Genomic DNA, 26,060 nt, shown 5'->3' with positions numbered 1-26,060 from the left:
TCTGCAAAGAAAAAAGTCTCTGGCAACCAAAACTGCAACTGCTATCACGTTAACACAGGGACCGCGGTGGAAGCCTCATGTTTTTTCGGGGTCGGCCGGAGATTCTGATCCCGCCGTGGGTCATATTTCTGTACCGGCCGGACTAGGTATCCGCGGCCGCGTGGCCGCCCCGCTGGTCCAGCTGGCGACGCATTTCCCGGTTCAGCCGCAGGGCGTCGTCGAGCTGGTCCTCCAGGGAGATGATCCGGCACGCGGCCTCGACGGGGGTGCCCTGGTCGACGAGTTCACGGGCGCGGGCGGCGATCCGCAACTGGCTGCGGGAGTACCGGCGGTGGCCGCCTCCCGAACGCAGCGGAGTGATCAGCCCGGTGCCGCCGACGGCGCGCAGGAAGGCCGGGGTGGTGCCGAGAATGTCTGCGGCCCGCCCCATCGTGTAGGCGGGGTAGTCGTCGTTGTCGAGGTCTCCCGCGACAGGGACCTTCTCAGCGGGCATGGCACCTTCGTTTCGGGGACGCGGCGAGGGCCCGGGCGTGTCGCGGCACGCGTGCTCGGAAGGGTTCAGCGACACCTGCCTCGTGCGACAACCCTAACTCCGGCGGACGCGGGAAGGTGTCTTCGCCATAACAGATTAGTGACGAGTCGACGGCTCGGCGTGTCCCGCTCCTCCGACCTGGCCGGACGTGCGCGGGAGTACCGTGAAAGTGCCGAGGGTTCATCGTGCGCCGGCTCACACGCGGTGCCGTTCTCGGCGAACGACTACGCCGGGCCGGTCCGTCCGGCCCCCGGGGGCAGGGTGCGCCTCATGGCCGTGAACATGCCCGACCGAAAGGGCCGGCAGATGCCGTCGCCCCTGGAAGGGGAGCGCATCCGCCCGCTGAACCGCTGGCAGATCGAGGACCGGCGGCAGGAACTCGGCGACCTGTACGCGGAGACCTCCGGAAGCGATCCGCGGGCGTGGAACCAGGACCGCGAGCTGTTCCTGCGCAGACTCGCCGTCGAGGTGCAGCGACCGGGTTTCGCCCTGCTGGTCGCGGAGCGCGGCGTACCCCGGGAACTGGCCGGCACCGGCCCGGCCAACGGCGTCGTACTGACGGGATGCGCCTACGGTTTTCCGGTACGCGCCTACGGGCCCCGGTGGCGGGGTCTGGACCGGTATCTCCCGCTGGACCTGCTCCGGCTCGCGCCCTCCGGGAGGCTCTTCGCGATCTCCGGGCTGGTGGTCCACTCCCGGGTGCGCACCCAGAACCAGGGCCGTGACTGGAATCTCGCCCGGCGCCTGCAACGGCGGCTGCTCGCCGATCACACCGCCGGGCTCACCGGCCACCCCGCCGTACTCGGCGTCACGCTGGTGGACCGCGCCGACACCGCGACACTGCGGGCCCTGCGCGCCTGGGGCTGGCGCTCCGTGACGGCCGCCGCCGCTGAATCGCCTCTCGCGGTGCCGTGCTGCGCCCTGGTCATCGGGCCGTGACGGCGACGCGTCCGGGCAGAACGACGGCCCGGGTGAAGAAGTCGCACAAGGCGGAACCCCACTCGGGCGGTGAGTCCGTCTCGGCGCGGTGGCTCAGCGCAGCGCGCTCTTCTGCTGCCACTCGGCCCACGAGAGGTTCCACGCGCCGAAGCCGTTGCCGGGGGCGACCGCGCCCTTGGTCTCCTTGCCGGTGATCTCGAACGGGTCGCCCGGCCGCACCTGCCCGTAGAACCAGGCGGCGTTCGCCGTGCTCATTCCTATGCACCCGGAACTCTGGTTGGAGTTGCCGAAGTAGCGGGCGTTCCACGGGGCGGCGTGCGCGTACATCCCCGACCAGGTCAGCCGCATCGAGTAGTCGACCATCTTGTCGTAGGCGTCGCCCAGGCCCACCGTCTCGGAGTTCATGTTGATCGTGCCCTCCTTGGCCATGAGCACGGCGGTCCCGTGCCAGGAGCGCTTGTCGCCGCCGGGCGTACCGCCGGAGACCGGTATGCGCCGGACCGTCTCGCCGTCGCGTTCGAGGGTGAGCCGGTGGCTGTCGAGGTCGACCTTGACGATCTGCCGGGCGCCGATGGTGAAGGTGCTCGTGTAGTCGCGTACGAACCAGCCGCCGCCCTTGCCCGAGTCGGTGCCGTTCAGCTCGGCGTTCAGCGTGACCTTGGTGCCGGGCTTCCAGTACGCCTTGGGCCGCCAGTCCACCCGGTCCCGGCCCGACCAGTCACGTATCCAGCCCCAGGAGCCCTCGGTGTTGTTCGAGGTGGTGATCTTCAGCTGCTTCTCGACCTCGGCCCGGTTCTCGACCGGGTTGTCGAAGACCAGGGAGATCGGCTGCGCGACGCCGACGGTGGTGGCGGAGCCCGGCCGCCAGTCGACCTTGTTGACCTTGTCGGCGGGGGCGGTGGTGAAGGTGGCCCTGGTGGTCTTCGCGGTTCCGGCTCCGGTCCGGGTCGCCGCCGTCACCGCGTATGCCGCGCCGGGTGCGGCCTTGCGGTCGGAGACCCACGAACGGCCGTCACCGGCGACCTTGCCGGCGAGCCGGTGGCCCTCGCCGTCGGTGACGGTCACCGAGGTGAGTCTGCCGCCGTCGGCCGTGACCTTCACGGTCTCGCCCGGCGGGACCTTCTCGCCCTCGGGCGTGACCGTCACCGTGACCGGGCGGTCGTCGGCGCTCGGCTTCACCTTGGTGCCCGGGGCACTGGGGGAGCCGCCCGAGGTGCAGGCGGCGAGCGGCGTCAGCAAGGCGGCCATGGCCGTGGCCACTACGGCGGTCCGGACACGGACTTGGGCGATTGCACGGGTGCGCGACAACGAGACCTCCGGGAGGAAGCGAACGAGTGGAAGAGTCGGCGATGTCGTGACTGTAGAGCCGGAAAACCCGAGGTCAGCGGCTACGGAGCTTTATGACGGCGACTGGTGAGGAACGGTCATGGTCCCGTCACATTCGCCGGACGGAGCGGTCATGGGCCGCTGTGAGCCTCCTGTCTGTCCCCGCGACAGACCCGGGGAGAATGAGAGGCTCAGACGTGTCAGCGCTGCTCGTTCCGCCCAGCCGCGTGTGCCGACCAGGCAACCGGGGCTTCGCCCTGTGCACCATCTCCGCGGACACCTACCGCGCCTTCCTCGCGTCCCCCGACGGCGCCGCAGTCGGCGCCGGATTCCTCCAGTGCCCGTCCTGGGCCGACGTCAAGGAAGGCTGGCGCGCCCGGCTCCTCGGCTGGGGGCCCGACCCGGAGGCCGGCGCCCTTACCGGGGTAGCCCTCGTGCTGCTACGTCAGTTCCCCGGCACCCGCAAGTACTTCGCCTACCTCCCCGAAGGCCCCGTCGCCGACTGGAGCGACCCCCACCTCGACGACTGGCTCGACCCGCTCCTTGAACACCTGCGCCGCGCGGGCGCCTTCGCCGTGCGCATCGGCCCGTCGCCCGCCTACCGCCGCTGGGACGCCGCCCGGCTCAAGTCCCTCACCGGCCCGGGCCGACGCCTCGGCGACGTCCTCGCCAGCGAGGTCGACCCGCTCGGCACCGCCGTCGCCGAACGGCTGCGGGCGCGGGGCTGGCGGCGCTGCGGTGGTGACGGGACCGGAGAGGGCGGCGGCCGGGGCGGAGGCGGGGACGGTGACGCCCAGCCCCGGCACGTCTTCCATGTGCCGCTCGCCGGACGCACCACCGAGGACCTGTGGTCCGGCCTCAACCAGGAGTGGCGACGCAATGTCCGCCGGGCTCAGAAGGAAGGCGTGGAGGTGGTGGTGGGCAGCGCCGCCGAACTCCCGGATTTCTACCGGCTGTTGGGCATCACCGAGCGCCGCGACGGCTTCCGGCTCGGCCGCTCCCTCGCCTACTACGAGCGCCAGTACGCGGCCCTCAACGCCGAGGAACCGGGCCGGATGAAGCTGTACCTCGCCCGGCACCGCGGGGAGATCCTCGCCGCCCACACGATGATCACGGTGGGCCGCCGCACCTGGTACCAGACCGGCGCCTCGGCCGACCACCGCCGCGAGGTCCGGCCCTCCAACGCCCTGCAGTGGCGGATGCTGCAGGACGCCCACGCGCTCGGCGCCGAGGTCTACGACATGCGCGGGGTACCCTCCACTCTCGATCCTGAGGAACGTACGTACGGACTGCTGCGGTGGAAGCTCGGCACCGGGGGACAGGTCGTCGAGACGTTGGGGGAATGGGAGAGGCCCTTGAGCGGCAGCGCCAACCACACGCTTCACCGCGCCTTCCAGGCGTATTTGAACCGCCGATGAAGCAGACGACGCCGGTGACACCGACCAAGCCGACCGGCGCGGACAGCACGGACAGCACGGACAGCGCGCGAGCGACGAACGCCGCCCGCGGCAGTGCCGTCATGGCCGCCGGGTCCATCGTCTCCCGGGCCACCGGTTTCGCCCGCTCCGCCGTGGTCGCGGCGGCGCTGGGCACCATCGGTCCGGTCCCCGACGGTTACGCGGTCGGCAACGCCCTGCCCACCATCGTCTACGTGCTGCTCCTCGGCGGCGCGCTGAACGCCGTCTTCGTGCCCGAGCTGGTCAAGGCCGCCAAGGAGCACGAGGACGGGGGCACCGCGTACACCGACCGGCTCGTCACGGTCTGCGTCGTAGCCCTGCTGGCTATCACCGCGACGGCGGTATGGGCGGCACCCGCGATCATCGACGTGTACACCGACTACACGGGCGAACAGGCGGCGATGACGACGGCGTTCGCCCGCTACTGCCTGCCCCAGATCTTCTTCCTCGGACTGTTCACGCTGCTGGGCCAGGTGCTCAACGCACGGGGCCGGTTCGGCGCGATGATGTGGGCGCCGGTCCTGAACAACGTCGTGGTCATGACCGTCTTCGGCCTGTACCTGGCCCTGGCCATGCGCGGCGGGGCCGATGGGGACGGCGGGGGCATGCTCACCGCGACCGAGACCGCCGTGCTCGGCTGGGGCACGACCGCCGGTATCGCGGTCCAGGCACTCGCCCTCGTCCCGGCGCTGCGCGCGGCCCGCTTCCGCTGGCGGCCCCGCTTCGACTGGCGCGGCAGCGGACTGACCCGCCCCCTGCGCTCGGCCGGCTGGCTGGTGCTGCTGGTCCTGGCCAACCAGGCCGCCTACTGGGTCACCACCCGGCTGGCCACGACCGCGGGCCTCGACGGCGGCCCCGGATACGGCGCGTACAACAACGCCTATGCCCTGTGGGTCGTACCGCACGGCATCGTCACGGTCTCCGTGGTGACCGCGCTGATGCCGAGGATGAGCGCGTCCGCGGCCGACGGGGACACCGGCGCCGTACGGCGTGATGTCTCGCACGCCCTGCGGGTCTGCGCCGCCGCCGTCGTACCCGCCGCCTGCGCGCTGTTCGCCCTGGCCCAGCCCGTGATGGCGCTCGTCTTCGGATACGGCAGGACCAGCGCCGCCGACACGGCCGCCATGGCCGGCATCCTGATGGCCTTCGCGCCGGGACTGATCGCCCTGTCCGGCCAGTACGTACTGTCCCGCGCCTTCTACGCGCTCTCCGACACCCGTACGCCGTTCCTGCTCAACCTCGTGATCGTCGCCCTCAACGCGGGACTGTCCCTGGCCGCCGCGCATCTGCTGCAGGCGCGCTGGGCCGTCACGGGCATGGCGGCCGCGTACTCACTGGCGCTGTGCGCGGGCTGGGCGCTGACCGCACGGGTGCTGAGCCGAAGGCTCGCCGTCGCCCGCCCCCTGCGCTCATCGGCCGCCGGCGCGCACATACGGCTGCTGCTGGCCGCCGTCCCCGCCACGGCGCTGGCCCACTTCGCGGTCGCGGGAACCGAGCGGGCGGGGGCGATGGTCTCCACGGTTGCCGGTGCGGCCGTAGTCGTCCTCACCTTCGCTGTGCTGGCCCGCCCGCTGCGACTGGCCGAACTCGAAGCGCTGCTCCACGGCATACGCAACAGACTGACCCGGACCCGGACCAGGGCCGGGACCGGGACGCGGAATGGGACCCCGCCCCGGACCGGACCTGATGACCATCACTGAGGGAGAACCGCAGATGCCCCGCGTGCTCCTCATCGAGGACGACCCTTCCGTACGCGAGGGGGTCGAACTCGGTCTGCGCCGCCGCGGCCACGAGGTCCGGGCGGCCGCGACCGGCGAGGCCGGCCTCGCCGCGATGGCCGAGTTCCGCCCCGATCTGCTGCTGCTGGACCTGATGCTGCCCGGAATGAACGGCGTCCAGGTCTGCCGCCAGGTCCGCGAGCGCAGCCAGCTGCCGATCATCATGCTCACCGCGCGCGGCGACGACTTCGACGTGGTCATCGGCCTGGAGGCCGGTGCCGACGACTACATCGTCAAGCCCGCCCGCACCGAGGTCATCGAGGCCCGCATCCGAGCCGTACTGCGCCGCCTGGACGACGGCGGCCAGGGCCGCCCGGCCATCGAGGTCTACGGCGAACTCACCATCGACCGGGTCGGCCTGACCGTCGCCAAGTCCGGCCGCCCCCTGGCCCTCGCCCCCTCGGAGCTCAAGCTCCTGCTGCACCTGTCCGCCGCCCCCGAGCAGGTGTTCAGCAGGCAGCAGCTGCTGGAACACGTCTGGGAGCACAGCTACCACGCCGACGCCCGGCTGGTGGACGCGTGCGTCGCCCGTCTGCGAGGCAAGATCGAGAACGAGGTGGGCAGCCCCCGCTACGTCCAGACACTGCGGGGTTTCGGCTACCGCTTCGGTCCGCTGTGACCACGGTCCCTCAACGATCGCGGCGATCACGGTCATCGGGGCCATCGGGGCCATCGGGGCCATCGGGGCCATCGGGGCGATCGCGGCGGATCAGGGCGTTCGGCCTGCGCACGCGACTCCTGCTGGCCTTCCTGCTGGTCGCCGCGGTGAGTGCCGGTACGACGGCGGCGCTGACGTACCGCGAGGCCCGCAACGCGCTGCTGGAGACGGCGCAGGACACGGCGGTCACGTCGTTCCGCGAGCAGGTCCAGCAGATGGGCTTCGGGCTGCCGGTGCGGGAGGACGGCGGCGGCCTGGAGGGGGTCCTGCGCGACATCGCCCGCAAGGGCAAGCCGCACCCCTGGGTGGTGTTCGCCGAGTACGGTTCGGTCCGCGTCTCCTCGGGCGAGAACCCCGTCTCCACCGTCATCACACCCGAACTGCGCCGCGCCGCGCGGGCCAACCCGCACGGCAGCTTCGAGCGGGTGGTCAAGGACGGCGTCCCGTACCTGACCATCGCCATGCCGACCGTCTTCAAGACCGGCCCGTACAGCCTGCTGCCCAGCGGACTCGTCCTCTACGCCGTAATGCCCATGACGGACGAACAGATCAACGTCGACGCCCTCCTCATGGCCGCCCGCGACGGCGCCCTGCCCGGCCTCGTCGTCGCCCTGATCCCCGGCCTGATCGCCGCCCGCAGCGTGCTGCGCCCGGTGCGGGAACTGCGCGAGGCGGCCCGGAGCATGGGCAGCGGCAGACTGGACACCCGAATTCCGGTACGCGGCAGCGACGAACTGGCGGACCTGGCCGACACCTTCAACGAGTCGGCCGCCCAACTGGAGAGCTCGGTCCGGGAACTACGCGAGGCCGAAGCCCGAGCCCGCCGCTTCGCCTCCGACGTCTCCCACGAACTACGCACCCCCCTCGCCGGAATGCTCGCCGTCACCGAGGTCCTGGACGAGGACGCGGACGGCTTGGACGCCGACACCGCCCGAGCGGTCCGCCTGGTCAGCGCCGAGACGGGAAAGCTCGCCGTCCTCGTCGAGGACCTGATGGAGATCTCCCGCTTCGACGCCCGCGCGGCCGAACTGAACGCCGACGAGGTGGACGTGGCCGAGGCCATCCGCAAAACCCTCCACAACCGCCACTGGACCGACGCCCGCGTCTGTACGGACCTCCCTGACGGAATCCGAGCCCGCCTCGACCTCCGCCGCTTCGACGTCGTGATCGCCAACCTGGTGGGGAACGCGCTGCGGCATGGGGGTGCGCCGGTGACGGTGCGGTTGCGGACGGGGGTGGGAGGTACGGCGGTGTTGGCGGGGGAGGTAGAGGCGGCGGGATCGCCGGTGTTGGCGGCGGAGGAACGCTCTGCGGGTACGCCGGTGCTGATGGCCTCGGCCGATTCCGCGGGCACGCTGACACCGGTTGCCTCGGTTGCCTCGGTTGCCTCGGTTGCCTCGGTTGCCTCGGTTGCCTCGGTTGCCTCGGTTGCCTCGGTTGCCTCGGTCGGCTCGGTTGCCTCGGCCTGCTCCGCGTCCACGCAGGCGCTGATCGTCGAGGTCATGGACAGCGGCCCGGGCATCCGCCCCCAATCCCTCCCGCACATCTTCGACCGCTTCTACAAGGCCGACGCGGCCCGCACCCGTTCGGCGGGCAGCGGCCTGGGCCTGGCGATCACCCTGGAGAACGTGAAGCTGCACGGCGGAACGATCCGCGCCGGGAACCTGCCCGGGGGCGGTGCCGTCTTCACCGTGGAGATACCGCTTCACGCGGAGGGGGCCGGGGGATGAGGCGTGCGCGGGGGCGCCGACACGCGACGGACGCCGCCGTGGCCGTGGATGCCGTGGCCGTGGCTGTCGAGACACCGCCTCGCGTGGAGGAGGGTCGGGGGAGAAGGAGTGCGCGCAGACTCCGACTCGCGGTGGCCTTGGCCATCCCCATCGCGGTAACGGCACCGCTGCTCGGCGGCTGCGGCATCCAGGAGACCGACGTCATCGAGGCGGGCGGCCCCGCCAGCGTCCAGGCCTTCTTCAACCGCGACACCGACATGCTGCTCTTCTTCCGCGCCCCTGACGGACGCCTGACCCCGGTGATCCGGACACCCGAGCCGTCGTACGAGTTCGGAGACGGATCCGCCGAGTGGGGCTCCGGAGCCAAGAACTCCGACGCCAAGACGGGCCCGATCCCCACGGAGAAGATAATCCTGGCGCTACTCGACGGCCCCCGCCCCGAAGACCGAGCCGCCGGCCTGACCACCGCCCTCCCAACCCCCGGCACCGGCCCCACCGTCGAGATCGACGTCTCCCCGGACGGCAAGATCACAAGCCGCCTCCCCCTGGCCGTAAAGGACCTGAACAGCACCGCCCTACGCCAACTGACCTGCACGATCGCCTACAGCCAGGACGCCGACGGTCGGGCGGTCGTGCAACTGACGGGCCATGACGGAGCATCGAGATCCGGCACTTGTGGACTGGCTCCCGGCGGCACCGTGAGCGTTCCTGCGGGGACCGCAGCCCGGGCAGGTACGACGCCGCCGGAACATTAGCGATCCATCACACGCCCTGGACCACAAAGTACGCACACGTCCTAATTTTTTGCGCCCCGGCGTCTTTGCGAAGCGGAACAGGGAACGAGAAGCTCAAATGACCCTCAAGGGGGGTTCACGCAGCAAGATCCCCGTTACTAAGGTCGAACACGACCAGAGGGCGAAGCGCATGCGACCTTCGCCTTCGAAAATTCAAGAACCGGGGAACAAGTGAGCAAGATACGTCTGACTTCAGGACTGACTTCAGCTGTGCTGGTGGGGGCCGCGGTGCTCTCCGGCGCGGGCGCGGCATCCGCGTCGACCGACACGGGCAGGGGTGACGGGGCCCGGGTCAGCCCGATCGAGGAGCAGAGGTCCAAGTGCGTCGTCTATCACGACGAGAATTCGTGCAAGTCCCTCATGTCCAACACGAAGATGGAGAAGGTGGTCAAGGACTGCCTGATCAAGGCGGCTATCGGTGGCGCTGGTGCACTCGTGGTGGGCAGGTTCGTCAGCAAGGACGTCGCTGAGGACATTGCCGCCAAGGTCGTGGTCGCAGGAGCCACTGGGTGCCTCTCCGCACTCGCGTAGCTGTGAGGTTTCACGATGGCTAAGATTCTGATAACCCTCGTTTGGGCCGGCGTGCTCGTTCTGGCAAACAAGCTGCTGGATTCCACGCAATGGGCTCAGTACGTGGTCACATTCGCACTGGCCGGAATTTACGCCTTCATCATGAGCAAGGCAGGATCTTCCCGCAGCCAGGACAGCAAGTCAGCCTCCGAGGAATCGAGAATCTGACCTGGCCTCAATTGCGCCCGGGATGCACCGACGACAGGTACATCCCGGGCGTTCGCGCCGCATCATGGTGCGATGCCAGATGATCCTGGCCGCGTGCATGAGGAAGTTGACGCTGAGGTAGGTGACGGTCAGCACGGCACATCGAGGCTACGGATGTTCAGGGTGACTTGCGAGGTCACCCGTCAACCGGAGCCTCGTTGCGGGGGTGGTGGGCGCCCAGTACATCGTCACATTGCCGCGAACAACACAGACCCTTGATCACAACGACTTTTAGAATCGCCCTGTCCCTGACGCTGTGGGAGAAGCGTGCCCGATGTGACAGTTGAATTACGGGTAGCTGCTGTATGGGTTGGGTTTAGAGTACTCTTTTGAATGATCTGATTTCCGGTCGCCGCAACCGAAAGCGTGACGACTGTGATGGCGAGTCCCAGGATCGTGCGCGTGGCTGTGCTGTCGGTGGACATCCACCAGAGTCCCAATGGGATCGCTATCGCGAGCCCCAGTAGTAATAGAAGAATCAGACTTCCAGGCATTTGATCATTTCCCCCGTTCGGGCCCATTCTTGGACGGCACGCTCCTCCCGAATCAAGGAATTGTCAATCAGTTACACAGGGGGTGAGCACTCCAGGGCCTTCTGCGGGGTCTGCCGAAGTTCACTCCCACCGTGCCGCCGCCTGACCGCGTGAGGTGGGGCGTGCGGTTCGCGTCAGGTTGTTTGGGTAAGGCCTAGGCTTTCCGGGGTGGTTGAGACCATCGTTCTTGACGTCGATGCCATCCGGCTGGCGCGTCCCGGAGTTGACGTTGCCGCTGAGTATCACGCTCGTGAGGCTGCGGGGCGTGGCGAGGCGCTTGACGAGTCGGATCTGTGTGACGACGTGCGGCCCGCCTTGTCCAAGCTCCGCGGACTTGGGGTCCGCGTCGCCGTCGCCGGGAATCAGACGTCCCGCGTCGGTGACCTGCTGCGTGACCTCGATCTGCCCGTGGACCTGATCGTGACGTCGGGGGACTGGGGTGTGGCCAAGCCGCAGCCGGAGTTCTTCCAGCGGGTGCTGGAGGTGGCGCAGGCTGCGCCGGAACGGACGGTGCATGTCGGTGATCATCCGGCCAATGACGTCTTCCCGGCCAGGGCGGCCGGGTTGCGTGTGGCGCATCGCGGGCATTGCTGGGGTCCGTTCTGTGCACTGGGCGAACTTGTCGACGGCGGTGATGGCCATGGCGGGGCGAGGCAGTAGGCAGGCACAGGCGGCGCTCCTCCGGTTCCTTGGAGGCCCCGACGGACCGGGGCCCAGCGGGTCGTCGGGCGGCAGGAAGTCGGCCGCCCGGTTGTCGGGGGCGCGGTCGCTCGATCCTTGAGATATCGCTTGATCCTTGAGGTACCGCCCGACCTGTCGCTTCGCCCGCGGCGCACGTCCGTGGTGCGATGGAACTGGGGCGGAAAGGAGAGCGATCATGCCCGCTGCGAAGCGAACGAGTGTCGCCGCCTCGGTGTCGGTCCGCCCGCTGGTCGAGCCGGACCTGGATCGGGCCGACGAGATCTTCAGGGTCGCCTTCGGGACCTTCCTCGGGGCCCCTGAGCCGGAGACGTTCTTCGGGACCGCCGACTATGTCCGCACCCGCTGGGCGGCAGATCCACACGCGGCCTTCGCAGCAACAGTCGAGGGCGAGGTCGTCGGATCGAACTTCGCCGCCAACTGGGGCAGCGTCGGGTTCTTCGGCCCGTTGACCGTACGTTCCGATCTGTGGGACCAGGGCGTCGGCAGGCGCCTCATGGAACCGGTCATGGCCTGCTTCGACACCTGGGAGAACCGCCACCTCGGCCTGTTCACCTTCTCGCACAGTCCCAAGCACCTTGAGCTCTACCGCCGGTACGGTTTCTGGCCCCGATTCCTTACGGCCATCATGAAGAAACAGGTCACCGTCAGTGCCGCAGTCCCCGGCCGAGTGCTGTACGGCGAGCTGACCGCCGCTGAGCGGCCCGAAGCACTGAGCCTCAGTCGCGCACTGACGGGGGCCGTGTACGAGGGCCTCAGCCTGGAGCGCGAAATCATGGCCACACAGGCGCAGGGGCTCGGTGACACCATCCTCCTTGAGGGGGGCGACTCCGACCTCGACGGTCTGGCTGTCTGCCACTGCGGAGCGGGGTCGGAGGCCGGTGAGGACGTGTGCTTCGTCAAATTCGGTGCCGTACGCCCTGGCCCGGACGCCGCGGACCGGTTCGAACGACTGCTGAACGCGTGCGAGCAGCTGGCCACCGAGCAGGGACTGGGGCAACTGGACGCCGGAATGAACCTGGCCCGCCAGGATGCCTACCGGCGCATGGTCGACCGCGGTTTCCGCACCTGGCTGCAGGGCGTGACCATGCACAAGCCCAACGAACCCGGCTACAGCCACCCGGACGCCTACGTGATCGACGACTGGCGCTGAGTCCACCGCCGTACTCGGCTTCGGGGAAGCCTCGATGCCGTTAGGAGACGGCTGACACCAGGACGTCGTTGTGATGCTGCGGGACCGTGCTGCCGCTCGTGGAAGCACGTCGGCTACTTGTTCTGCGGCGTAGGAGGACAAGAGGATCTCTTGTGTCCAGATAGCCGCAGGGTGCACGGCTGAGGGTCTCCACCTCGGACAGGGTTTCTGTGGCCATCACCGCGCGAGCCAGTTCGTCGCACCTCTCGGGCCGTCGCCGCGAGCACCCCGGTTGCCTCGGAGGGGTGCCGCTCCAGGACCGATGCGACCGGCTCGATGTCCGCTGCGGTGAGCATGTGGATGAGCGGGCCAGCAGTCCGCGCAGGTCGTCGACGGGGAGTTCGCCATCCAGACCCGGGCACCATGCCCGGGTCAACGATCAACAGGCGCATGAGCGCGTTCACTTGGCACCCGGTCATGCCGTGGCCGGCTTCCGAGGTGTCCAGCTCTGCAGGGCAGGGCCTGAATCGAGCGGGATTGATCAAATATTGGTCGGCTATGGAGAGGCTATTGATTATCAGCGGAGTAGGTTGATCCAACGTGATGCCGCGGACCACGGCATCAGTTCGGCACCTCGGCACCAGAGTGCCTCGCAACAGAGCACAGGAACTTGGGGGAACACGTGAAGGTCAAATTGGCGTCCATTGCACTGCTTGGATCAGTGACTGTCGGAGCGATTCCCGCGTATGCCAACGCTTCCGATTTCTCCGGGCAGTCGACAACCGCACTGAAAACCAGCGCTGTTGGCAATCCAGCTGCGACGGACGCGGGCGAGGGTGGGCTTCATCTTGCCTCCGATGAGCAGTACGTGCAGACCTTCGGAGCGGCCAAGGCCGCTGCGCGGGGGCTCACTTACAAGGCCGACGAACCATCGGATTCAGGGGTCGTAGCCGGTGAGGCCGGTAGCCACTGGAGCGTGGTGAAGTTCACGGCCCATGACAAGGACGGCCGCTACATCCCGACTCGCCAGGGCAACAGGGAGTTCGGCTGGGCCCACTTCTCCGGGCCGCACAACATCCACAACGAGAAGGTCATCAAGGCGGCGGTGAACGAACATCCCGAAGACGGGAGCACGAAGACCCGCAAGGTGTACGGCGCTGTGCTGTACGACAACCTCGGGATCATTCTCGCCCGAGTGAAGGTCATTGCCCAGTACCACTGGGAGACCAGCGACAAGAAGTACAAGCTCGCCGATCACGACGACAAGATCGGCGTGATCACAGCTTTCTGCCAGGGTGCCAACAAATGCCCTGACGCGTTGAACCGGGTATGACGGAGCACTCGATGATGTGGGACGAGGCCGGCCTTTCCGGCTTGCAGGCGCAGTTGGCGCGGGAAATGCTGAGTCGGGTCACGGCGTTCGCGTTCGGGCAGGAAGTCAGGCTCGTCCGTGGTGTGGTGGCGTCCCCGGACCGGCGCGGCGTCGGTCGCGTTGTGGTGTGGGACGGGCGGCGGCTGGACAGTTCCGTCGCGTTCGACGTGCCGCTCACGGATCAGCATGGCGGAAACATCCCCTCGGGCGACCTTGCGGCCGCCCTGCGCGGCGCAATGGACGACTGCTCTGGACGCAACGTCGAGGAGGCGCCACGTGACTCCTTCGGGATTCCGGTGATCGACGCCTCCGCCGCTGTCCATGCCTTCGTCGCCCGGCCTCGGTTCCACGTGCCGGACGCGCTGCATGCGGCAGCGGCGGCGTTCTCCCTCTCCGAGGAACCGGGCGAGCCTGCGGAACTGCGTCTGCGTGGGTTCCTGCTTCTCGACCAGGCGACGTGCCGCCTCTACCTGGACACCCCTACGTCAGAGGACGCTCCGCCATTCGGCGTTGACCTTCCCCTTCGGGACGAAGAAGGCTCCGTGGCCGTCGGTGTAACCGCAGTGCATGCCGCACTTCCGGTCCTTCTGCGGCTGGGGGAGTTGGAACGCATGCGGAAGGACGTCCACGACCCTTACTGCGATGCCGTCTACGACTTGGCGGACTGGCTCGCGGGTCGCTGACCGCGCGCCACGGTCGCCGGAGGTGGGGGCGCCCTGCCTTGAGGAAGGCGCCCCCACTATCCGGTCAGCGGCGGCTGGGGGCCAGGTCAGTGTTCAGGACCTGCTTGGCGAGATTCGGGCGTTCGGTGATCAGGTCGGCGGCGATCGGGTCGTGGAAGTACTTGCGGTAGAGCTTGATGTAGGTGCCGTCGTCGATCATCGCGTCGATCTGGTCGTCGATGTCCTTGAGCAGCTTGGGATCGCCGTCCTTGCGCATCGGGAAGGCGCTGCCCTGGAGACTCTCCAGCTTCACGGCGATGCGCACCGGCTCCTTCGCGACGTACGCGTCCGCGCTGGCGCCGCCCAGCACGGCCGCGTCGATGCCTCCCGAGAGCAACTGCGTGATCAGCGCGGTCTGGTCCTTGAACTTGACCGGCTTCGCCCGGATCATCTCGCGGTTGACGAAGGTCTCCTGCACGGACCCGCTGACGACACCGACTCGCTTGTCGTCGAACTCCGGCAGCGTGGTCTGCTTGCCGCTCTTGAGCGTCAGGACGTCGGTGAAGCCCCAGTAGTACGGGGTGGTGAACGCGACCTGCTTCTTGCGCTCGGCGGTCGCGCCGACGCCGGCCACGCCGATGTCGTACTGCCCGGCCGACAGACCGGCGAGGATGCCCTGCAGGGTGGTCGTCTTGTACTGGACCTTCAGGCCGAGACGCTTCGCGGCTTCGTTCATGAGTTCGACCGAGAAGCCGGTGGGCCTGCCCGCGGCATCGGTGATCGCGAAGGGGGGCTGCTCGGACTGGGTGGCCGCGGTGATCACACCGTTCTGGACGAGCTTGTACTTGGCGGCCGTGGAGTCCGCCGCCTCACTGCCGCCGCCGCAGGCGGTCAGGGGCAGCAGCAGGGTGGCGGCGATGGTGCCGGCGAGCAGTGATCTGCGCGATGTGAGGTGCATGATCTGGGCTTTCTGGTGGGGTGGTGCACGACGGAGGCGGGGAGGGGAGCCCGGGAGGCGGGGGGCGAGGGTGGACAGGACCGCCCGGGGGTGGGTTACAGGACCTGGGACAGGAACTGGCGCAGCCGGGGGTGGTCGGCGCGTTCGAAGATCCGGTCGGGGGTGCCGATCTCGGCGATACGGCCGTCGCACATGAAGGCGACGCGGTCGGCGGCCTCCCGGGCGAAGCCCATTTCGTGGGTGACGACGGCCATGGTCATGCCGCCCGATGCGAGATCGCGCATCACGGCGAGCACGTCCTTGACCAGTTCGGGGTCGAGCGCGGAGGTGGCCTCGTCGAACAGCATCAGCTCCGGCTCCATGGCGAGCGCACGGGCGATGGCGACGCGCTGCTGCTGCCCGCCGGACAGCCGGCCGGGCCGCTGGTCGGCGAAGGCGGCGAGGCCGACCTCGTCGAGGTGACGTCGGGCGAGCGTGCGGGCCTGCTCGCGGCCCATGCCCTTCACGGAGGTCAGTGCGAGCGTGACGTTGCGCTCGACGCTCATGTGCGGGAAGAGGTTGAAGTGCTGGAAGACCATGCCGATCCGGGCGCGGGCGGCATCGACGTCGGCACGCGGCGCGGTCAGGCAGGTCTCGCCGAGCCAGATCTCACCGGCGTTCGGCTTCTCCAGCAGATTGAGGCACTTCAGGAGGGTGGACTTGCCGGAGCCCGAGGGGCCGATCAGACAGAGGGTCTCGGCACGCTGCACTTCCAGGCTGACGTCGTGCAGCACGGGGACGGCGCCGTAGCTCTTGCTGAGACCGATGACCTGTACGGCGGCGGGGGTGGTGGGAGCGGCGGGAGCGACGGGGGCCATCGTCGCAGGGGCCCCTTCGGGCATCGAGGGCGGCATCGGGTCCCGTCCGGCGGTCGCGGGGGTCATCGGCCTTCTCCTGCTTCGGTTCCGGCGGGCTGGAGCGGGGTCTTGGGCAGGTCGGGCTCGGCCGGAGCGGGGAGGCTTCCGGGGCGCGGGCCCTCGCGCAGCCGTCTGTCGAGGTAGTTGACGAAGTAGGTCAGAGGGATGGTGAGGGCGAGGTAGCACAGGCCCGCGGCGATCAAGGGCGAGGAGTTGTAGGTCCGGGCGACCTCCTCGTGCGCGATGAAGTACAGCTCGCGCTGGCCCGCGGCGAGGCCGAGGAGGTAGACCAGCGAGCTCTCCTTGATGTCCTTGACGAACTGGCCGGCCATGGCGGGCAGTACCCGGCGGATGCCCTGCGGCACCACCACCAGGCGCATCGCCTTGAGATAGCTCAGGCCCAGACTGCGGGCGGCCTGCAGCTGGCCGGGGTCGACGCTCTGGATGCCGGAGCGGAAGATCTCAGCGGTGTAGGCGCCGGAGATGATGCCGATCGCCAGGATCGCGTAGCCGAACGGGTCGGTGCCGAACGGGCGGATCCCGGCCGCGGGCAGGCCCACCCCGACCAGCATCACCGTGATGATCACCGGGAGGCCGCGGAAGACGTCGACGTAGATACGGGCGGGCAGCCGCACCAGCCGGCGATTGGACAGCAGCAGCATCGCGGCCACCAGGGCGATGGCGGTGCCGAGAACGATCGCGCCCGCGGCGATGATCAGGGTGTTCGCCAGCCCCTCGGTGATCAGACGGGGGAAGGTCTCGGCGATCAGGTCCCAGTTGAAGAACGTGTTGAACAGGGCGTCCGATGCGAGGGCGGGTGGAGACGAGGAGGTCATGACGGCTCCTGACCAGCGGTGGAACAGACGGCTCCCGCACCGGCGGTGGAACCGGGAGCGGACGCGTGGAACTCGGCACGGACCGCGGTGAGGAACTCCGGGTCGCCGAGCAGGTCGAGCACGAGCGCGGCCATGGCGGTCGCCATCGTCGTGGCCGCCTCGTGCGCCCGCGGGCTGCGGGCGGCCTCACGCATCCGCACGGAGTGGCTCGGGGTGTCGCGGGGGCAGATCTGGACGTACGGATGGATCGCCGGAAGCGCGATCGAGACGTTGCCGATGTCCGAGGAACCGGCCGGATTGGCCAGGGACGGCGGCTCCAGCTCCAGGCCCAGGCCGGCGGTGTAGGCGGCGATCCGGTCGCCCATCACCAGATTGTCGTCGCGCTCGGCGTAGCGCGGCGCGGTCTCCGCGGTCTCGACGGTGGTGCCGGTGGCGAGCGCCGCCCCGTCGGCGGCCGCGAGGACCCGGGGCATCAGTTCGTCCAGTGCGGCGGAGGTCGCCTCGCGTACGAAGAGGTCCACCACGGTGCGGTCGGGTACGACGTTCGGGGCGGTGCCGCCGTGCGCGATGATCCCGTGCACCCGGGCCGTCGGCGGAATGAACTGCCGCAGCGAGTCCACCGCCGTCAGGAACAGTTGGGCGCCCGCGGCGGCGGAGCGACCGCCCCAGGGCATCTTGGCGGCATGCGCGGCCACCCCGTGGAAGGTGAGCCGCAGATGGCAGGCGGCCAGTGCGTGCCGGGCCCGCAGACTGCGGTCCCCGGGATGGAACATCACCGCCGCGTCCACGCCTTCGAACACACCGCGGTCCAGCATGAGGATCTTGCCGCCGCCGCCTTCCTCGCCAGGGGTGCCGATCACCATCAGCGTGCCGGGGTGGTCGGGCCGTACGGCGGCCGCGGCGACGGCGGCGGTGAGTCCGCCGGCCGCGATGAGGTTGTGCCCGCACGCATGGCCGATGCCGGGCAGTGCGTCGTACTCCAGCAGCACCGCGACCGTCGGACCGTCGACCGGCCCCCGGTGGGTGGCCGTGAAGGCGGTCGGCAGGCCTGCCACACCCTTGTTCACCTCGAAGCCCGCGGTGGCGAGCCGGCCGGCCAACTGCTCGACGGCGTAGTGCTCCTCGAACCGGGTCTCCGGCGTGCCGTGCAGATCGAGGCTGAGCTGCTCCAGCTGGGAGCGGCGATCCTGTACGGCGGCGCGGAGGCCGGCCGGGAGACCGGCGGGGACGGGCTGATTCATGGCGACTCCGGGGCGAGGCTCGGGCGGGTTGTCGGAACCGTAGAGCCGACCGGAGGCCGTACCTACAATGGTTGTCGCGGTCGCGGTAAGCGACATTCCCGGCGTGCCGGAGGTGGCCATGAGCGTCGTCCTTTCGCTCGCCGGGGCCTCCCCCTCCTGCGTGTCCGCAGGTGCCTCGCCGCTCGCCGAGCTGGGCGCGGCGCTCCACGCCTATACGGAGGCCGAGCACCATCCGCGTGCGCTGCGCTGGGTCCGCGGGCTGGACGCGGATGCCGCGGACGGTGATGGAGCCACGCCTGACGGAGCCACGCGCGACGGATCCACCCGCGACGGGGCGCCCACCTCCACTCTCACCCCCGCACTGAGGCGGCGCATCAGGGACTGGGCGCCGCTGTGGGCCTCGTACCGGGCCCGGTATCTGTTCCCGCTGGGCGCCTCGGGGGACCGGCCGCTCGAAGCCGAGCTCGACGACCTGGCGGAGCTGCCGCTGCCGCTCTTCGCAGAGCTGACCGGATACGCGATCCGGGGCGGCAACTCCGGTGCCCCGCTGGACCGGGTGCTGTACGACCGCGCTCAGCGCGAGGGCCTGGTGACGGCGGCCGAGCAGCGCTCCACCGCCCGCGCCGAACTCGCCCGCAGACTCCTCGACGCCCCCGAACCCCTGCGCGCCGACCTCCTCGACCTGCTCGCCCAGGCGGCCCGTGCGCTGGAACCGGACCTCGCCAGGGCCGCCCGCGTGATCGCCGGGCAGCTGCCGCGACTGCGTGACTCCATCGAGCACAGCGGTCCCGGCAGGACGCTGGCGGACCTGGACTCCACGGCGTCGTACCGGGAGGAACCGCCGCGCGTGGTCTTCGACAAGTTCCACCACGGCATCGTGAACGTCGCCACCACTCCGGTGCTGGTCATCCCGTCCGCCTTCGGCCGCCCCCATCTGCTGGTCAAGCACGAGCCGGGGCTGGCGGCGGTCGTCCACTACCCCCTGGTGCCGGAGGGCGACGACCAGCCCGGCTACGCGGTGGTGCACCGCCGCCTCGAAGTCATGCGGGACCCGGGCCGCCAGCGGATCGCCCGCGCCATCGCCCGTGAACCCCTCACCCCCTCCGCACTGGCCGACCGCAGCGGCATGACCCTGCCGCAGGTCTCCCGCCATCTGGCCCGGCTGCGCGAGGCCGGCCTCGTCACGGTCGAGCGCGACGGCCGACGGGCGTACTACCAACTGCATCTGGAACGCGTACGCAGCATCGGCGAAGACCTGCTCACCGCGCTGTTCCACTGAGCGCCCGAGACTTACCGGTACCGCGACAACCGTCGTCCCGTGCGGGCCCCGCTCTCCTAGCGTTTCGTGCACGCCACCGCACGAGGAGACCGGACACCATGAACGCTCAGCGCCGCAGCACCCGGTCCCTGCACATCCCCGCGCACCCGGAGCAGGTCCCGCTCGCCCGACGGGCCGTCCTGGACACCCTGAAGGGCTGGGGGGTGCCGACCGGCAGCGAGACCGTCCACGCGATACGGCTGATCGCCTCGGAGCTGCTCACCAACGTCGTGCTCCACGCGTCGGCGGCCACCGTGCACATCGGTGTCGTACTGGAACTGTGCGACGGCGCCTGGATCCGCATGGGAGTGCACGACGGCCACCCCGACTGCCCCGCGCTCGGTGACAGCGGCACCGATGCCGATGCCGATGCCGACACCGACGCCACCCATGGCCGCGGCCTGAAGATCGTGCACGCCCTGCTGGAAGAACTGAACGGGGTCGTCTTCACCGAGCGAACCGACGACGGAGGCAAGACCGTCTGGATCGAGCTGCCCTGGGAGTTGACGCCCGGTCAGGAAGGCCCGTCCGGGCTTCGGGAGAAGGCTGTGTCGCCGGTCGTCGCCACGATCGCGTCCTTGATGAGCAGCACGCTCGGAGGGGTGCCCTGGGCCTTGTCCCCGGGGTTGTCCAGCGCGGAGGTGCGCCAGGACTCGACTCCGGTGCGGCTGTCCAGGGCCAGCAGGCGGCCGAAGCGGTTGGAGAAGTAGACCCGCTTGTACGGCGCCGACACTGCGGGTGCGGACAGGTTCTCCATGTCCGTCGCCTTCTGCCAGAGCTGCTTGCCACTGTCCGCCGACACCGCGGTGACCGTCCCGTCGGACCGGACGAAGTAGACGACGCCGTCCACGAGGGTGGCCGCGCCGGTCAGTGCGGGGGTCAGTGGTATCCGCCTGACCTGCTTGGTTTCCGGGTTCACGCGCAGCAGCGCGTTGTACGGCCGCTCGTACCCGGATTCGTAGACGTCCTTCGCGGTCTGGGGGGCGAGGAACACGGGTTGGCCGTCGACGGCGCCGAGCGCCAGCGCCTTCTTGGGCAGGGTGGCGATTTCGGTCAGGCTGCCGGGGCCGAGCTTCATCAGGTCGACCGGGGCCTGGCCGGGCTCGGTGGCGGCCGTGCACAGGGCGTAGGGGGTGCCGCCGAGCACCGATGTGGTGCAGTACTCGTCCAGCGAGGGCGCCGTCCAGAGTTCCTTGCCGGCACGGCCGTACGCGACGAACGTCGAGTGGTCGGGGGACAGGGTCAGCAGTCCGCCGTCGTACAGGATCGCGTCCTCGGACTTGCTGATGTCGCGCTGCCACCGCCGGTGCCCGGTCGCGGCGTCGAGGGCCACCACGCGCCTGACCGAGTCGTCCGGGTCCTCGTACACATAGACCAGTCCGTCGCGGACGCCGATCGGCTGCACCCCCTGAGGGCGGGTGCCGAACCGCCACAGGACGCGGCCGGAGGCCGTGTCGAGCCGGGCGGCGGTGAAGCCCGTACCGCCGCAGAACAGGGCGTTCGTGCCCGTCACGCAGCCGAGGGACTGGTAGTCGAGAGGGACGCCCCGCACGTCGTGCCGCAGTGCGGTGCGCCACGGCCGCCAGCCCTTGGGCAGCGACGCGGTACGGGTGGTGGCCGTCGCGGCGGCGGGGTCGGAGGCGGTCGTCGTGCCCTGGCCCGCCAGGAAGACACCGACCCCGACGGACAGCCCGGCGACGGCCAGCGCCGTGCCGAGCGCGGCCAGCAGCATCCGGGGCCGGCGTCCCTTGCGGGTGGCGGTGCGGGTGGTGGTGCTCGCGGAGGCGGTGGCCGATCCCCAAGGGGCGGGGCGTGGGCGGGGGGTCGCGGAGTCCCTGGTCCTCGGGGGCGCGGTGGCGTCGGACTCCGGCAGCGCCTGGAGCAGGCGGTGCATGTCCGCCAGTTCCGGCCGTGCGGCCGGGTCCTTGTCCAGGCAGCGCCCGACGATGTCAAGGAGCGCTTCGGGCACGCCGTCGAGGTCCGGCGGCTCGTGCAGCACCTGATAGCCGGTCATATAGGGGCTGTCGGCGTCGAACGGCCCGGTGCCGACGGCCGCGAACACCAGCAGCGACCCGAGCGAGAACACGTCCGAGGCCGGGGTGACGTCCCGGGGAGAGGCGAGCTGTTCCGGCGACATGAAGGGCGGCGTGCCGATGATGCGGCCGGTCATGGTCAGGCTCTGGTGGTTGGAGGCGCGCGATATGCCGAAGTCGATGACGCGCGGCCCGTCCTCGGTCATCAGCACGTTGCCCGGTTTGAGGTCCCGGTGCACCAGGCCCGCCCGGTGGATGTCACGCAGCGCCTCGGTGAGGCCCAGGCCCAGCGTGCGCAGTTCCCGCTGGCTCAACGGGCCGTTCTTCTCCACGGCTTCGGCCAGGCTGAGCCCCGGCACGTAGAGCGTCGCCATCCAGGGCCGCTCGGCGTCCGGGTCTGCGTCCACGACCGGCGCGGTGAAGGCGCCGCTCACTCTGCGCGCCGCCGCGATCTCCTGCCGGAAGCGGGTGCGGAACTCCTCTTCCTGGGCGTACGACCCGCGCACCAGCTTCACGGCGACCTGCCGTCCCGAGGCGGAAACCCCCAGGTAGACGACTCCCATGCCGCCCGCCCCGAGCCGGCCGAGAAGGGTGTACCCGCCTATGGATTCCGGGTCACCGGTGCTCAGGGGCGTCATCGCCGATCATCCTTCCCAGCGCCGGCCTGCCTAACGGGCATCAGCGTAGGGCCTGCCACGCCGGAAGCGGAGCCGCACCTGTCACGGATCGGTGTCTGCGTGTCCGTGAGCCGTGCGAGGGGACGTCCGTCCGTCCGCTCGGACAGGATCCGGAGGGGGCGGCACGACGTCACTCCTCAGGCCGGATACGCGTGCGTCTCCGCCGCCTTCACCGTCGCCCAGACCGTGGCGCCGGCGTGGAGGTCGAGTTCGGCGGCGGCGATCGTCGTGAGGTCGGCGGCCAGGGGCAGTTCGCCGGTGAGGGCGGCGCGGATCTGGTCGCCGTGGGTCTCCAGGCCGGCGACCTCGCAGCGCCAGACGTTGCGGGCGCTGGAGCCGGTGGGGCGGTCCCGGTGGAGGGTGACCGCGCTGGGCGGGAAGGCGACGAAGACCGGGCCGGTGAGCTCTTCCGTGGTGGTGAGCGTGGGGCCGTCGTCGACGTGGACCAGGTGCCCTTCGGCCTGCCCCCGGTAGAGGTTCAGGCCGACGAGGTGGGCGATGTAGTCCGTACGGGGATGGCGGGCGATGTCGGCCGGGGTGCCCTCCTGCACCACCTGGCCGTCCTCCACGACGACGAGACGGTCGGCCAGGACCATCGCGTCGAGCGGGTCGTGCGTGACGAGGACCGCGACCGCCTCGAAGTCGGCCAGATGGCGCCGGAGTTGGGCGCGGATGTCGAGGCGGGTGCGTGCGTCGAGGGCGGCGAGGGGTTCGTCGAGGAGGAGCAGGCGAGGGTGGGTGGCCAGGGCGCGGGCGAGGGCGACGCGCTGGGCCTGGCCGCCGGAGAGGTGGCGGGGCCTGGCCGACGCGTGGGCGGCGAGGTCCATCCGCTTCAGCCACTCGGCGGCCTGCGCCCGTGCCTCCGCCTTGGTGGCGCCGTGGCAGCGGGGTCCGAAGGCGACGTTGTCCAGCGCGGTGAGGTGGGGGAAGAGCAGGTAGTCCTGGAAGACGACGCCGACCGGGCGGGACTCCGGTGGCGTACGGTCCAGCTCCGCGCCGTCCAGCCAGAGGTGGCCGCCGGTGAGCGGGACGAGCCCGGCGAGTGCGCGCAGCGCCGTGGTCTTGCCGGCGCCGTTGGGGCCGAGCAGGGCGACCACGTCGCCGGGCGCCGCCGTCAGTTTCACGTCGAGGCGGAAGGAGCCGCGCTCGACCACCAGCCGGGCGTCGAGCCCCGCACCGGCCGGCCCGGACGCTCCCACGGCACCCTCGGCCGTCTTCTCGATGTCGGTCATGAGGCAGCGCCGATCATGAGGCAGTGTCGGTCATGAGGCGGTCATCCAGCGGTCACGCAGTCCCGCCAGGACCGCGATCGACACGGCCAGCAGGACGAGACTGAGGGCGATGGCCGCCTCCGGGTCGCTCTGCAGAGCGAGGTAGACGGCGAGCGGCATGGTCTGGGTACGGCCCGGGAAGTTGCCCGCGAAGGTGATCGTCGCGCCGAACTCGCCGAGCGCCCGGGCCCAGGCGAGGACGGCGCCGGCCGCGATGCCCGGCGCGATCAGGGGCAGCGTGACCCGGCGGAACGCGGTGAAGCGGGAGGCGCCCAGGGTCGTGGCGGCCTCCTCGTAGCGCCGGTCGGCGGCCCGCAGTGTGCCCTCCACGCTGATCACGAGGAACGGCATGGCGACGAACGCCTCGGCCACGACCACCCCGGCCGTGGTGAAGGGCAGGGTGATGCCGAACCACGCGTCCAGCCACTTCCCGACGACGCCGTTGCGGCCGAGCGCCATCAGCAGGGCGACGCCGCCGACGACCGGCGGCAGGACGAGGGGGAGGGTGACGAGGGCCCGTACGAAGCCTCGGCCGGGGAACTCGACCCGGGCCAGCAGCCAGGCCAGCGGTACGCCGAGGACCAGGCTCACCGCGGTCGCCGCCGTCGCGCAGACCAGGGACAGCTGGAGCGCCTGCCACACCTCGGCGCTGGTCAGCTGCCCGGGCAGGCTGCGCCACGGGGTGCGCACCAGCAGGGCGATCAGCGGCACGACGAGGAACGCCAGGCCGATCAGTGCGGGGAGGAGCAGGGGCAGCGGCACCCCGTGGCCGCCGCCGGTCCGCACACGCCGGCGCCGCGGCCCACCCCGGAGGGTGTCGGTCGCGGCACCGGACTTGTCGGTCGGGACGGTCACGGCTTGAGGAACCCGGCCTCGCTCAGGACCTTCTGGCCCTCGGCGGACTGGACCAGCGCGATGAACGCCTTGGCCGCCTCGGCGTTCTCCGTGTCCTTGAGCAGGGTGATCGGGTAGTCGTTGATGGCGTCGGCCGACTCGGGGAACTCCACGCCCTCCACCTTCTCACCCGCCGCGTGCACATCGGTCTTGTAGACGACGGCGGCGTCCGCCTCCTTCAGCTCGACCTTGATCAGGGCGGCCTTGACGTCCTGCTCGTACGACACCGGTGTGAGCTTGAGCTTGCTCGCGTCCAGCGCCTTCTGGGCGGCGGCGCCGCACGGCACCTCCTTGTCGCACAGCACGACCTTCAGGCCGGACTTGGTGAGGTCCTTCAGGGAGGCGACCTTGTCCGGGTTGCCCGGCAGGGTGGCGATCTCCAGCTGGTTGCGGACGAAGGTGGCGGGGGTGCCGGAGGCGTCCCCGGCGTCCGTGACGATCTTCATCGTCTTGGGGCTGGCGGCGGCGAACACGTCCGCCGGGGCCCCGCCGGTGATGCTCGCGGCGAGGGAGTCGCTGCCGCCGAAGCTGAAGGTCACCTTCGTGCCCGGGTGCGCCTGCTCGAACTGCTTGCCCAGCTTCTCGAAGCTCTCCTTGAGCGAGGCGGCGGCGAAGACGGTGACCGAGCCGGACACCTTGCCCGAGCCGGAGCCCGAGGCGGACGCTGCGGAGTCTGATTTCGCAGAGTTCGTAGCGGAGTCCGAGTCGGAGGAGGAGCAGGCACCCAGGGCCAGCATGGCGACGGCTCCCAGAGCGGCCACCCGCAGGGGGCGGCGGGTCCGGCGCACGGTACGGGTCATCACGGTTCTACTCCCTCTCTACGACCAGGTCGGCCGATTTGATACTGCCGCAGTTGCTAGGAAAAAGTCCTCTGTCTCTTCGCATGAGCCGCAACTGTGATCTGCTGGGCTGGCATGTGCGTTTGTACGGGACTCGGGCCCGGGTACGGTCATCCGGGAGGTGGTACCCCGTGAGTCAGTCCCTCGCAGCCACCGGTACGGCCGCCGGCCCCGTGGCGGAAATAGCCCTCACCGGCGATCTGGCCCGCCCGTCCCGGCTGACGCCGCGTGGTGAGCTGGCCGGAATCGACGGGCGTGCTGGTCGTCCGGCACGGGCCATCCTGGGCCCCGCTCAGGCGCGGTCGATGTGCACGTTCGTCGACTTCACCCGGGCGGTGGCCTCCATGCCGACCTCCAGCCCCAGTTCCTCCACGGCCTCCCGGGTCAGCAGCGACACCAGCCGGTGCGGCCCGGCCTGGATCTCCACCTGGGCCGCCACGTCGCCGAGCTTCACGGCGGTGACGATGCCGGGGAAGGCATTGCGGACGGACGTGTACGAGGTGTTCCCCTCGACGCCACCGCTCTTCGCCAACTCCACGGAGAAGGCGGCCAGATCCTTCCCGTCGACGAGCCGCCGCCCGCCCTCGTCCCGGTGCGTGGCCACCCGCCCGGCGTCCGCCCATCGCCGCGCGGTGTCCGGACTCACCCCGAGAAGCCGTGCGGCCTGGCCGATTGTGTAGGACTGCATACGGATCACGATAGGCGCCG

The 26,060-nt window shown here is 70.1% G+C and carries 24 protein-coding genes and 1 pseudogene; 14 read left to right on the top strand and 11 right to left on the bottom strand.

The window, feature by feature from the left end; all coding sequences use genetic code 11:
* Positions 1-142 precede the first annotated feature (142 nt).
* Positions 143-493, bottom strand: a complete 351-nt coding sequence (locus ACFWYS_RS25840) for a MerR family transcriptional regulator (protein WP_384773402.1) — start codon at positions 491-493, stop codon at positions 143-145.
* A gap of 309 nt (positions 494-802) precedes the next feature.
* Between ACFWYS_RS25840 and ACFWYS_RS25835 the strand changes: the two genes are divergently transcribed.
* Positions 803-1,471 carry a hypothetical protein gene (locus ACFWYS_RS25835; protein ID WP_384773399.1) on the top strand — a complete coding sequence of 223 codons (669 nt, stop codon included), beginning with the start codon at positions 803-805 and terminating at the stop codon, positions 1,469-1,471.
* A gap of 93 nt (positions 1,472-1,564) precedes the next feature.
* Here ACFWYS_RS25835 and ACFWYS_RS25830 read toward each other — a convergent pair whose 3' ends face one another.
* Positions 1,565-2,719, bottom strand: coding sequence for an Ig-like domain-containing protein (locus ACFWYS_RS25830; RefSeq protein WP_384773396.1), 1,155 nt, complete (start codon positions 2,717-2,719; stop codon positions 1,565-1,567).
* A 275-nt stretch (positions 2,720-2,994) separates the two neighbouring features.
* Here ACFWYS_RS25830 and ACFWYS_RS25825 point away from each other — a divergent pair, with 275 nt between their 5' ends.
* The 11 genes from ACFWYS_RS25825 to ACFWYS_RS25775 all read left to right on the top strand — a co-directional run bounded on the left by ACFWYS_RS25825 (position 2,995) and on the right by ACFWYS_RS25775 (position 14,410).
* Positions 2,995-4,215, top strand: a complete 1,221-nt coding sequence (locus tag ACFWYS_RS25825; RefSeq protein ID WP_384773393.1) for a lipid II:glycine glycyltransferase FemX — start codon at positions 2,995-2,997, stop codon at positions 4,213-4,215.
* Complete coding sequence (gene murJ / locus ACFWYS_RS25820; RefSeq protein ID WP_384773390.1) at positions 4,212-5,954, top strand: murein biosynthesis integral membrane protein MurJ; 1,743 nt, start codon at positions 4,212-4,214, stop codon at positions 5,952-5,954. The genes ACFWYS_RS25825 and murJ overlap by 4 nt, the downstream gene beginning before the upstream one ends.
* A gap of 13 nt (positions 5,955-5,967) precedes the next feature.
* On the top strand, positions 5,968-6,651 hold the full coding sequence (locus ACFWYS_RS25815) for a response regulator (protein WP_384773387.1): 684 nt from the start codon (positions 5,968-5,970) through the stop codon (positions 6,649-6,651).
* 89 nt (positions 6,652-6,740) lie between these two features.
* Positions 6,741-8,420, top strand: coding sequence for an ATP-binding protein (locus ACFWYS_RS25810; RefSeq protein ID WP_384773516.1), 1,680 nt, complete (start codon positions 6,741-6,743; stop codon positions 8,418-8,420).
* Positions 8,421-8,551: 131 nt separating this feature from the next.
* Positions 8,552-9,175: a hypothetical protein gene (locus ACFWYS_RS25805; protein WP_384773384.1), complete on the top strand. Its 624-nt coding sequence runs from the start codon at positions 8,552-8,554 to the stop codon at positions 9,173-9,175.
* Between the two features lie 210 nt (positions 9,176-9,385).
* A complete protein-coding gene (locus tag ACFWYS_RS25800; RefSeq protein WP_384773381.1) occupies positions 9,386-9,745 on the top strand; it encodes a hypothetical protein in 360 nt (119 codons plus the stop codon).
* 15 nt (positions 9,746-9,760) lie between these two features.
* The gene (locus ACFWYS_RS25795; protein WP_384773378.1) at positions 9,761-9,952 is read left to right on the top strand and encodes a hypothetical protein; all 192 of its coding nucleotides are present in this window, start codon (positions 9,761-9,763) and stop codon (positions 9,950-9,952) included.
* 740 nt (positions 9,953-10,692) lie between these two features.
* Positions 10,693-11,184, top strand: a complete 492-nt coding sequence (locus ACFWYS_RS25790; RefSeq protein WP_384773376.1) for an HAD family hydrolase — start codon at positions 10,693-10,695, stop codon at positions 11,182-11,184.
* Positions 11,185-11,401: 217 nt separating this feature from the next.
* Positions 11,402-12,376, top strand: a complete 975-nt coding sequence (locus ACFWYS_RS25785) for a GNAT family N-acetyltransferase (protein WP_384773373.1) — start codon at positions 11,402-11,404, stop codon at positions 12,374-12,376.
* 661 nt (positions 12,377-13,037) lie between these two features.
* Positions 13,038-13,688: a hypothetical protein gene (locus ACFWYS_RS25780; RefSeq protein ID WP_384773370.1), complete on the top strand. Its 651-nt coding sequence runs from the start codon at positions 13,038-13,040 to the stop codon at positions 13,686-13,688.
* An 11-nt stretch (positions 13,689-13,699) separates the two neighbouring features.
* A complete protein-coding gene (locus tag ACFWYS_RS25775) occupies positions 13,700-14,410 on the top strand; it encodes a hypothetical protein (RefSeq protein ID WP_384773368.1) in 711 nt (236 codons plus the stop codon).
* 64 nt (positions 14,411-14,474) lie between these two features.
* Here the strand turns inward: ACFWYS_RS25775 and ACFWYS_RS25770 are convergent, their stop codons facing one another.
* The 4 genes from ACFWYS_RS25770 to ACFWYS_RS25755 all read right to left on the bottom strand — a co-directional run bounded on the left by ACFWYS_RS25770 (position 14,475) and on the right by ACFWYS_RS25755 (position 18,320).
* Positions 14,475-15,347: a substrate-binding periplasmic protein gene (locus tag ACFWYS_RS25770; RefSeq protein WP_384773366.1), complete on the bottom strand. Its 873-nt coding sequence runs from the start codon at positions 15,345-15,347 to the stop codon at positions 14,475-14,477.
* A 95-nt stretch (positions 15,348-15,442) separates the two neighbouring features.
* A complete protein-coding gene (locus ACFWYS_RS25765; RefSeq protein WP_384773513.1) occupies positions 15,443-16,204 on the bottom strand; it encodes an amino acid ABC transporter ATP-binding protein in 762 nt (253 codons plus the stop codon).
* Between the two features lie 62 nt (positions 16,205-16,266).
* Positions 16,267-17,079: an amino acid ABC transporter permease gene (locus ACFWYS_RS25760; RefSeq protein ID WP_384773364.1), complete on the bottom strand. Its 813-nt coding sequence runs from the start codon at positions 17,077-17,079 to the stop codon at positions 16,267-16,269.
* Positions 17,076-18,320 carry an amidohydrolase gene (locus ACFWYS_RS25755; RefSeq protein WP_384773361.1) on the bottom strand — a complete coding sequence of 415 codons (1,245 nt, stop codon included), beginning with the start codon at positions 18,318-18,320 and terminating at the stop codon, positions 17,076-17,078. The genes ACFWYS_RS25760 and ACFWYS_RS25755 overlap by 4 nt, the downstream gene beginning before the upstream one ends.
* Before the next feature lie 118 nt (positions 18,321-18,438).
* Here ACFWYS_RS25755 and ACFWYS_RS25750 point away from each other — a divergent pair, with 118 nt between their 5' ends.
* Both ACFWYS_RS25750 and ACFWYS_RS25745 read left to right on the top strand, forming a co-directional pair.
* Positions 18,439-19,599, top strand: a complete 1,161-nt coding sequence (locus ACFWYS_RS25750; protein ID WP_384773358.1) for a DUF5937 family protein — start codon at positions 18,439-18,441, stop codon at positions 19,597-19,599.
* 98 nt (positions 19,600-19,697) lie between these two features.
* Positions 19,698-20,126 (top strand): annotated as a pseudogene (locus tag ACFWYS_RS25745) (ATP-binding protein); the annotation flags it as partial.
* 26 nt (positions 20,127-20,152) lie between these two features.
* Here the strand turns inward: ACFWYS_RS25745 and ACFWYS_RS25740 are convergent.
* The 5 genes from ACFWYS_RS25740 to ACFWYS_RS25720 all read right to left on the bottom strand — a co-directional run bounded on the left by ACFWYS_RS25740 (position 20,153) and on the right by ACFWYS_RS25720 (position 26,040).
* On the bottom strand, positions 20,153-22,309 hold the full coding sequence (locus ACFWYS_RS25740) for a PQQ-binding-like beta-propeller repeat protein (protein WP_384773355.1): 2,157 nt from the start codon (positions 22,307-22,309) through the stop codon (positions 20,153-20,155).
* A gap of 176 nt (positions 22,310-22,485) precedes the next feature.
* Positions 22,486-23,580 (bottom strand): ABC transporter ATP-binding protein, encoded by a 1,095-nt coding sequence (locus ACFWYS_RS25735; protein ID WP_384773352.1) that lies wholly within the window; start codon positions 23,578-23,580, stop codon positions 22,486-22,488.
* A gap of 30 nt (positions 23,581-23,610) precedes the next feature.
* Positions 23,611-24,474 carry a molybdate ABC transporter permease subunit gene (gene modB, locus ACFWYS_RS25730; protein ID WP_384773350.1) on the bottom strand — a complete coding sequence of 288 codons (864 nt, stop codon included), beginning with the start codon at positions 24,472-24,474 and terminating at the stop codon, positions 23,611-23,613.
* Positions 24,471-25,313, bottom strand: a complete 843-nt coding sequence (gene modA / locus ACFWYS_RS25725; RefSeq protein WP_384773347.1) for a molybdate ABC transporter substrate-binding protein — start codon at positions 25,311-25,313, stop codon at positions 24,471-24,473. The genes modB and modA overlap by 4 nt, the downstream gene beginning before the upstream one ends.
* A 331-nt stretch (positions 25,314-25,644) precedes the next feature.
* On the bottom strand, positions 25,645-26,040 hold the full coding sequence (locus tag ACFWYS_RS25720) for a molybdopterin-binding protein (RefSeq protein ID WP_384773344.1): 396 nt from the start codon (positions 26,038-26,040) through the stop codon (positions 25,645-25,647).
* Positions 26,041-26,060: the final 20 nt, after the last annotated feature.

It is taken from the genome of Streptomyces sp. NPDC059010, from assembly GCF_042740355.1.
In the GTDB taxonomy this organism is placed as follows: Bacteria; Actinomycetota; Actinomycetes; order Streptomycetales; family Streptomycetaceae; genus Streptomyces.
The sequence above is the reverse complement of the archived record's forward strand: the minus strand, read 5'-3'. Positions and strand labels throughout refer to the sequence as shown.

Excerpts from the sequence above, each read along its gene's own strand:
- ACFWYS_RS25765 (WP_384773513.1), bottom strand. The coding sequence starts at position 16,204 with ATGGCCCCCGTCGCTCCCGCCGCTCCCACCACCCCCGCCGCCGTACAG.
- ACFWYS_RS25740 (WP_384773355.1), bottom strand. The coding sequence starts at position 22,309 with ATGACGCCCCTGAGCACCGGTGACCCGGAATCCATAGGCGGGTACACC.
- ACFWYS_RS25785 (WP_384773373.1), top strand. The coding sequence starts at position 11,402 with ATGCCCGCTGCGAAGCGAACGAGTGTCGCCGCCTCGGTGTCGGTCCGC.
- ACFWYS_RS25750 (WP_384773358.1), top strand. The coding sequence starts at position 18,439 with ATGAGCGTCGTCCTTTCGCTCGCCGGGGCCTCCCCCTCCTGCGTGTCC.
- ACFWYS_RS25840 (WP_384773402.1), bottom strand. The coding sequence starts at position 493 with ATGCCCGCTGAGAAGGTCCCTGTCGCGGGAGACCTCGACAACGACGAC.
- ACFWYS_RS25760 (WP_384773364.1), bottom strand. The coding sequence starts at position 17,079 with ATGACCTCCTCGTCTCCACCCGCCCTCGCATCGGACGCCCTGTTCAAC.
- ACFWYS_RS25830 (WP_384773396.1), bottom strand. The coding sequence starts at position 2,719 with ATGGCCGCCTTGCTGACGCCGCTCGCCGCCTGCACCTCGGGCGGCTCC.
- ACFWYS_RS25770 (WP_384773366.1), bottom strand. The coding sequence starts at position 15,347 with ATGCACCTCACATCGCGCAGATCACTGCTCGCCGGCACCATCGCCGCC.
- ACFWYS_RS25735 (WP_384773352.1), bottom strand. The coding sequence starts at position 23,580 with ATGACCGACATCGAGAAGACGGCCGAGGGTGCCGTGGGAGCGTCCGGG.
- ACFWYS_RS25795 (WP_384773378.1), top strand. The coding sequence starts at position 9,761 with ATGGCTAAGATTCTGATAACCCTCGTTTGGGCCGGCGTGCTCGTTCTG.
- ACFWYS_RS25835 (WP_384773399.1), top strand. The coding sequence starts at position 803 with ATGGCCGTGAACATGCCCGACCGAAAGGGCCGGCAGATGCCGTCGCCC.
- ACFWYS_RS25815 (WP_384773387.1), top strand. The coding sequence starts at position 5,968 with ATGCCCCGCGTGCTCCTCATCGAGGACGACCCTTCCGTACGCGAGGGG.
- ACFWYS_RS25755 (WP_384773361.1), bottom strand. The coding sequence starts at position 18,320 with ATGAATCAGCCCGTCCCCGCCGGTCTCCCGGCCGGCCTCCGCGCCGCC.
- ACFWYS_RS25720 (WP_384773344.1), bottom strand. The coding sequence starts at position 26,040 with ATGCAGTCCTACACAATCGGCCAGGCCGCACGGCTTCTCGGGGTGAGT.
- modA (WP_384773347.1), bottom strand. The coding sequence starts at position 25,313 with ATGACCCGTACCGTGCGCCGGACCCGCCGCCCCCTGCGGGTGGCCGCT.
- ACFWYS_RS25775 (WP_384773368.1), top strand. The coding sequence starts at position 13,700 with ATGATGTGGGACGAGGCCGGCCTTTCCGGCTTGCAGGCGCAGTTGGCG.
- murJ (WP_384773390.1), top strand. The coding sequence starts at position 4,212 with ATGAAGCAGACGACGCCGGTGACACCGACCAAGCCGACCGGCGCGGAC.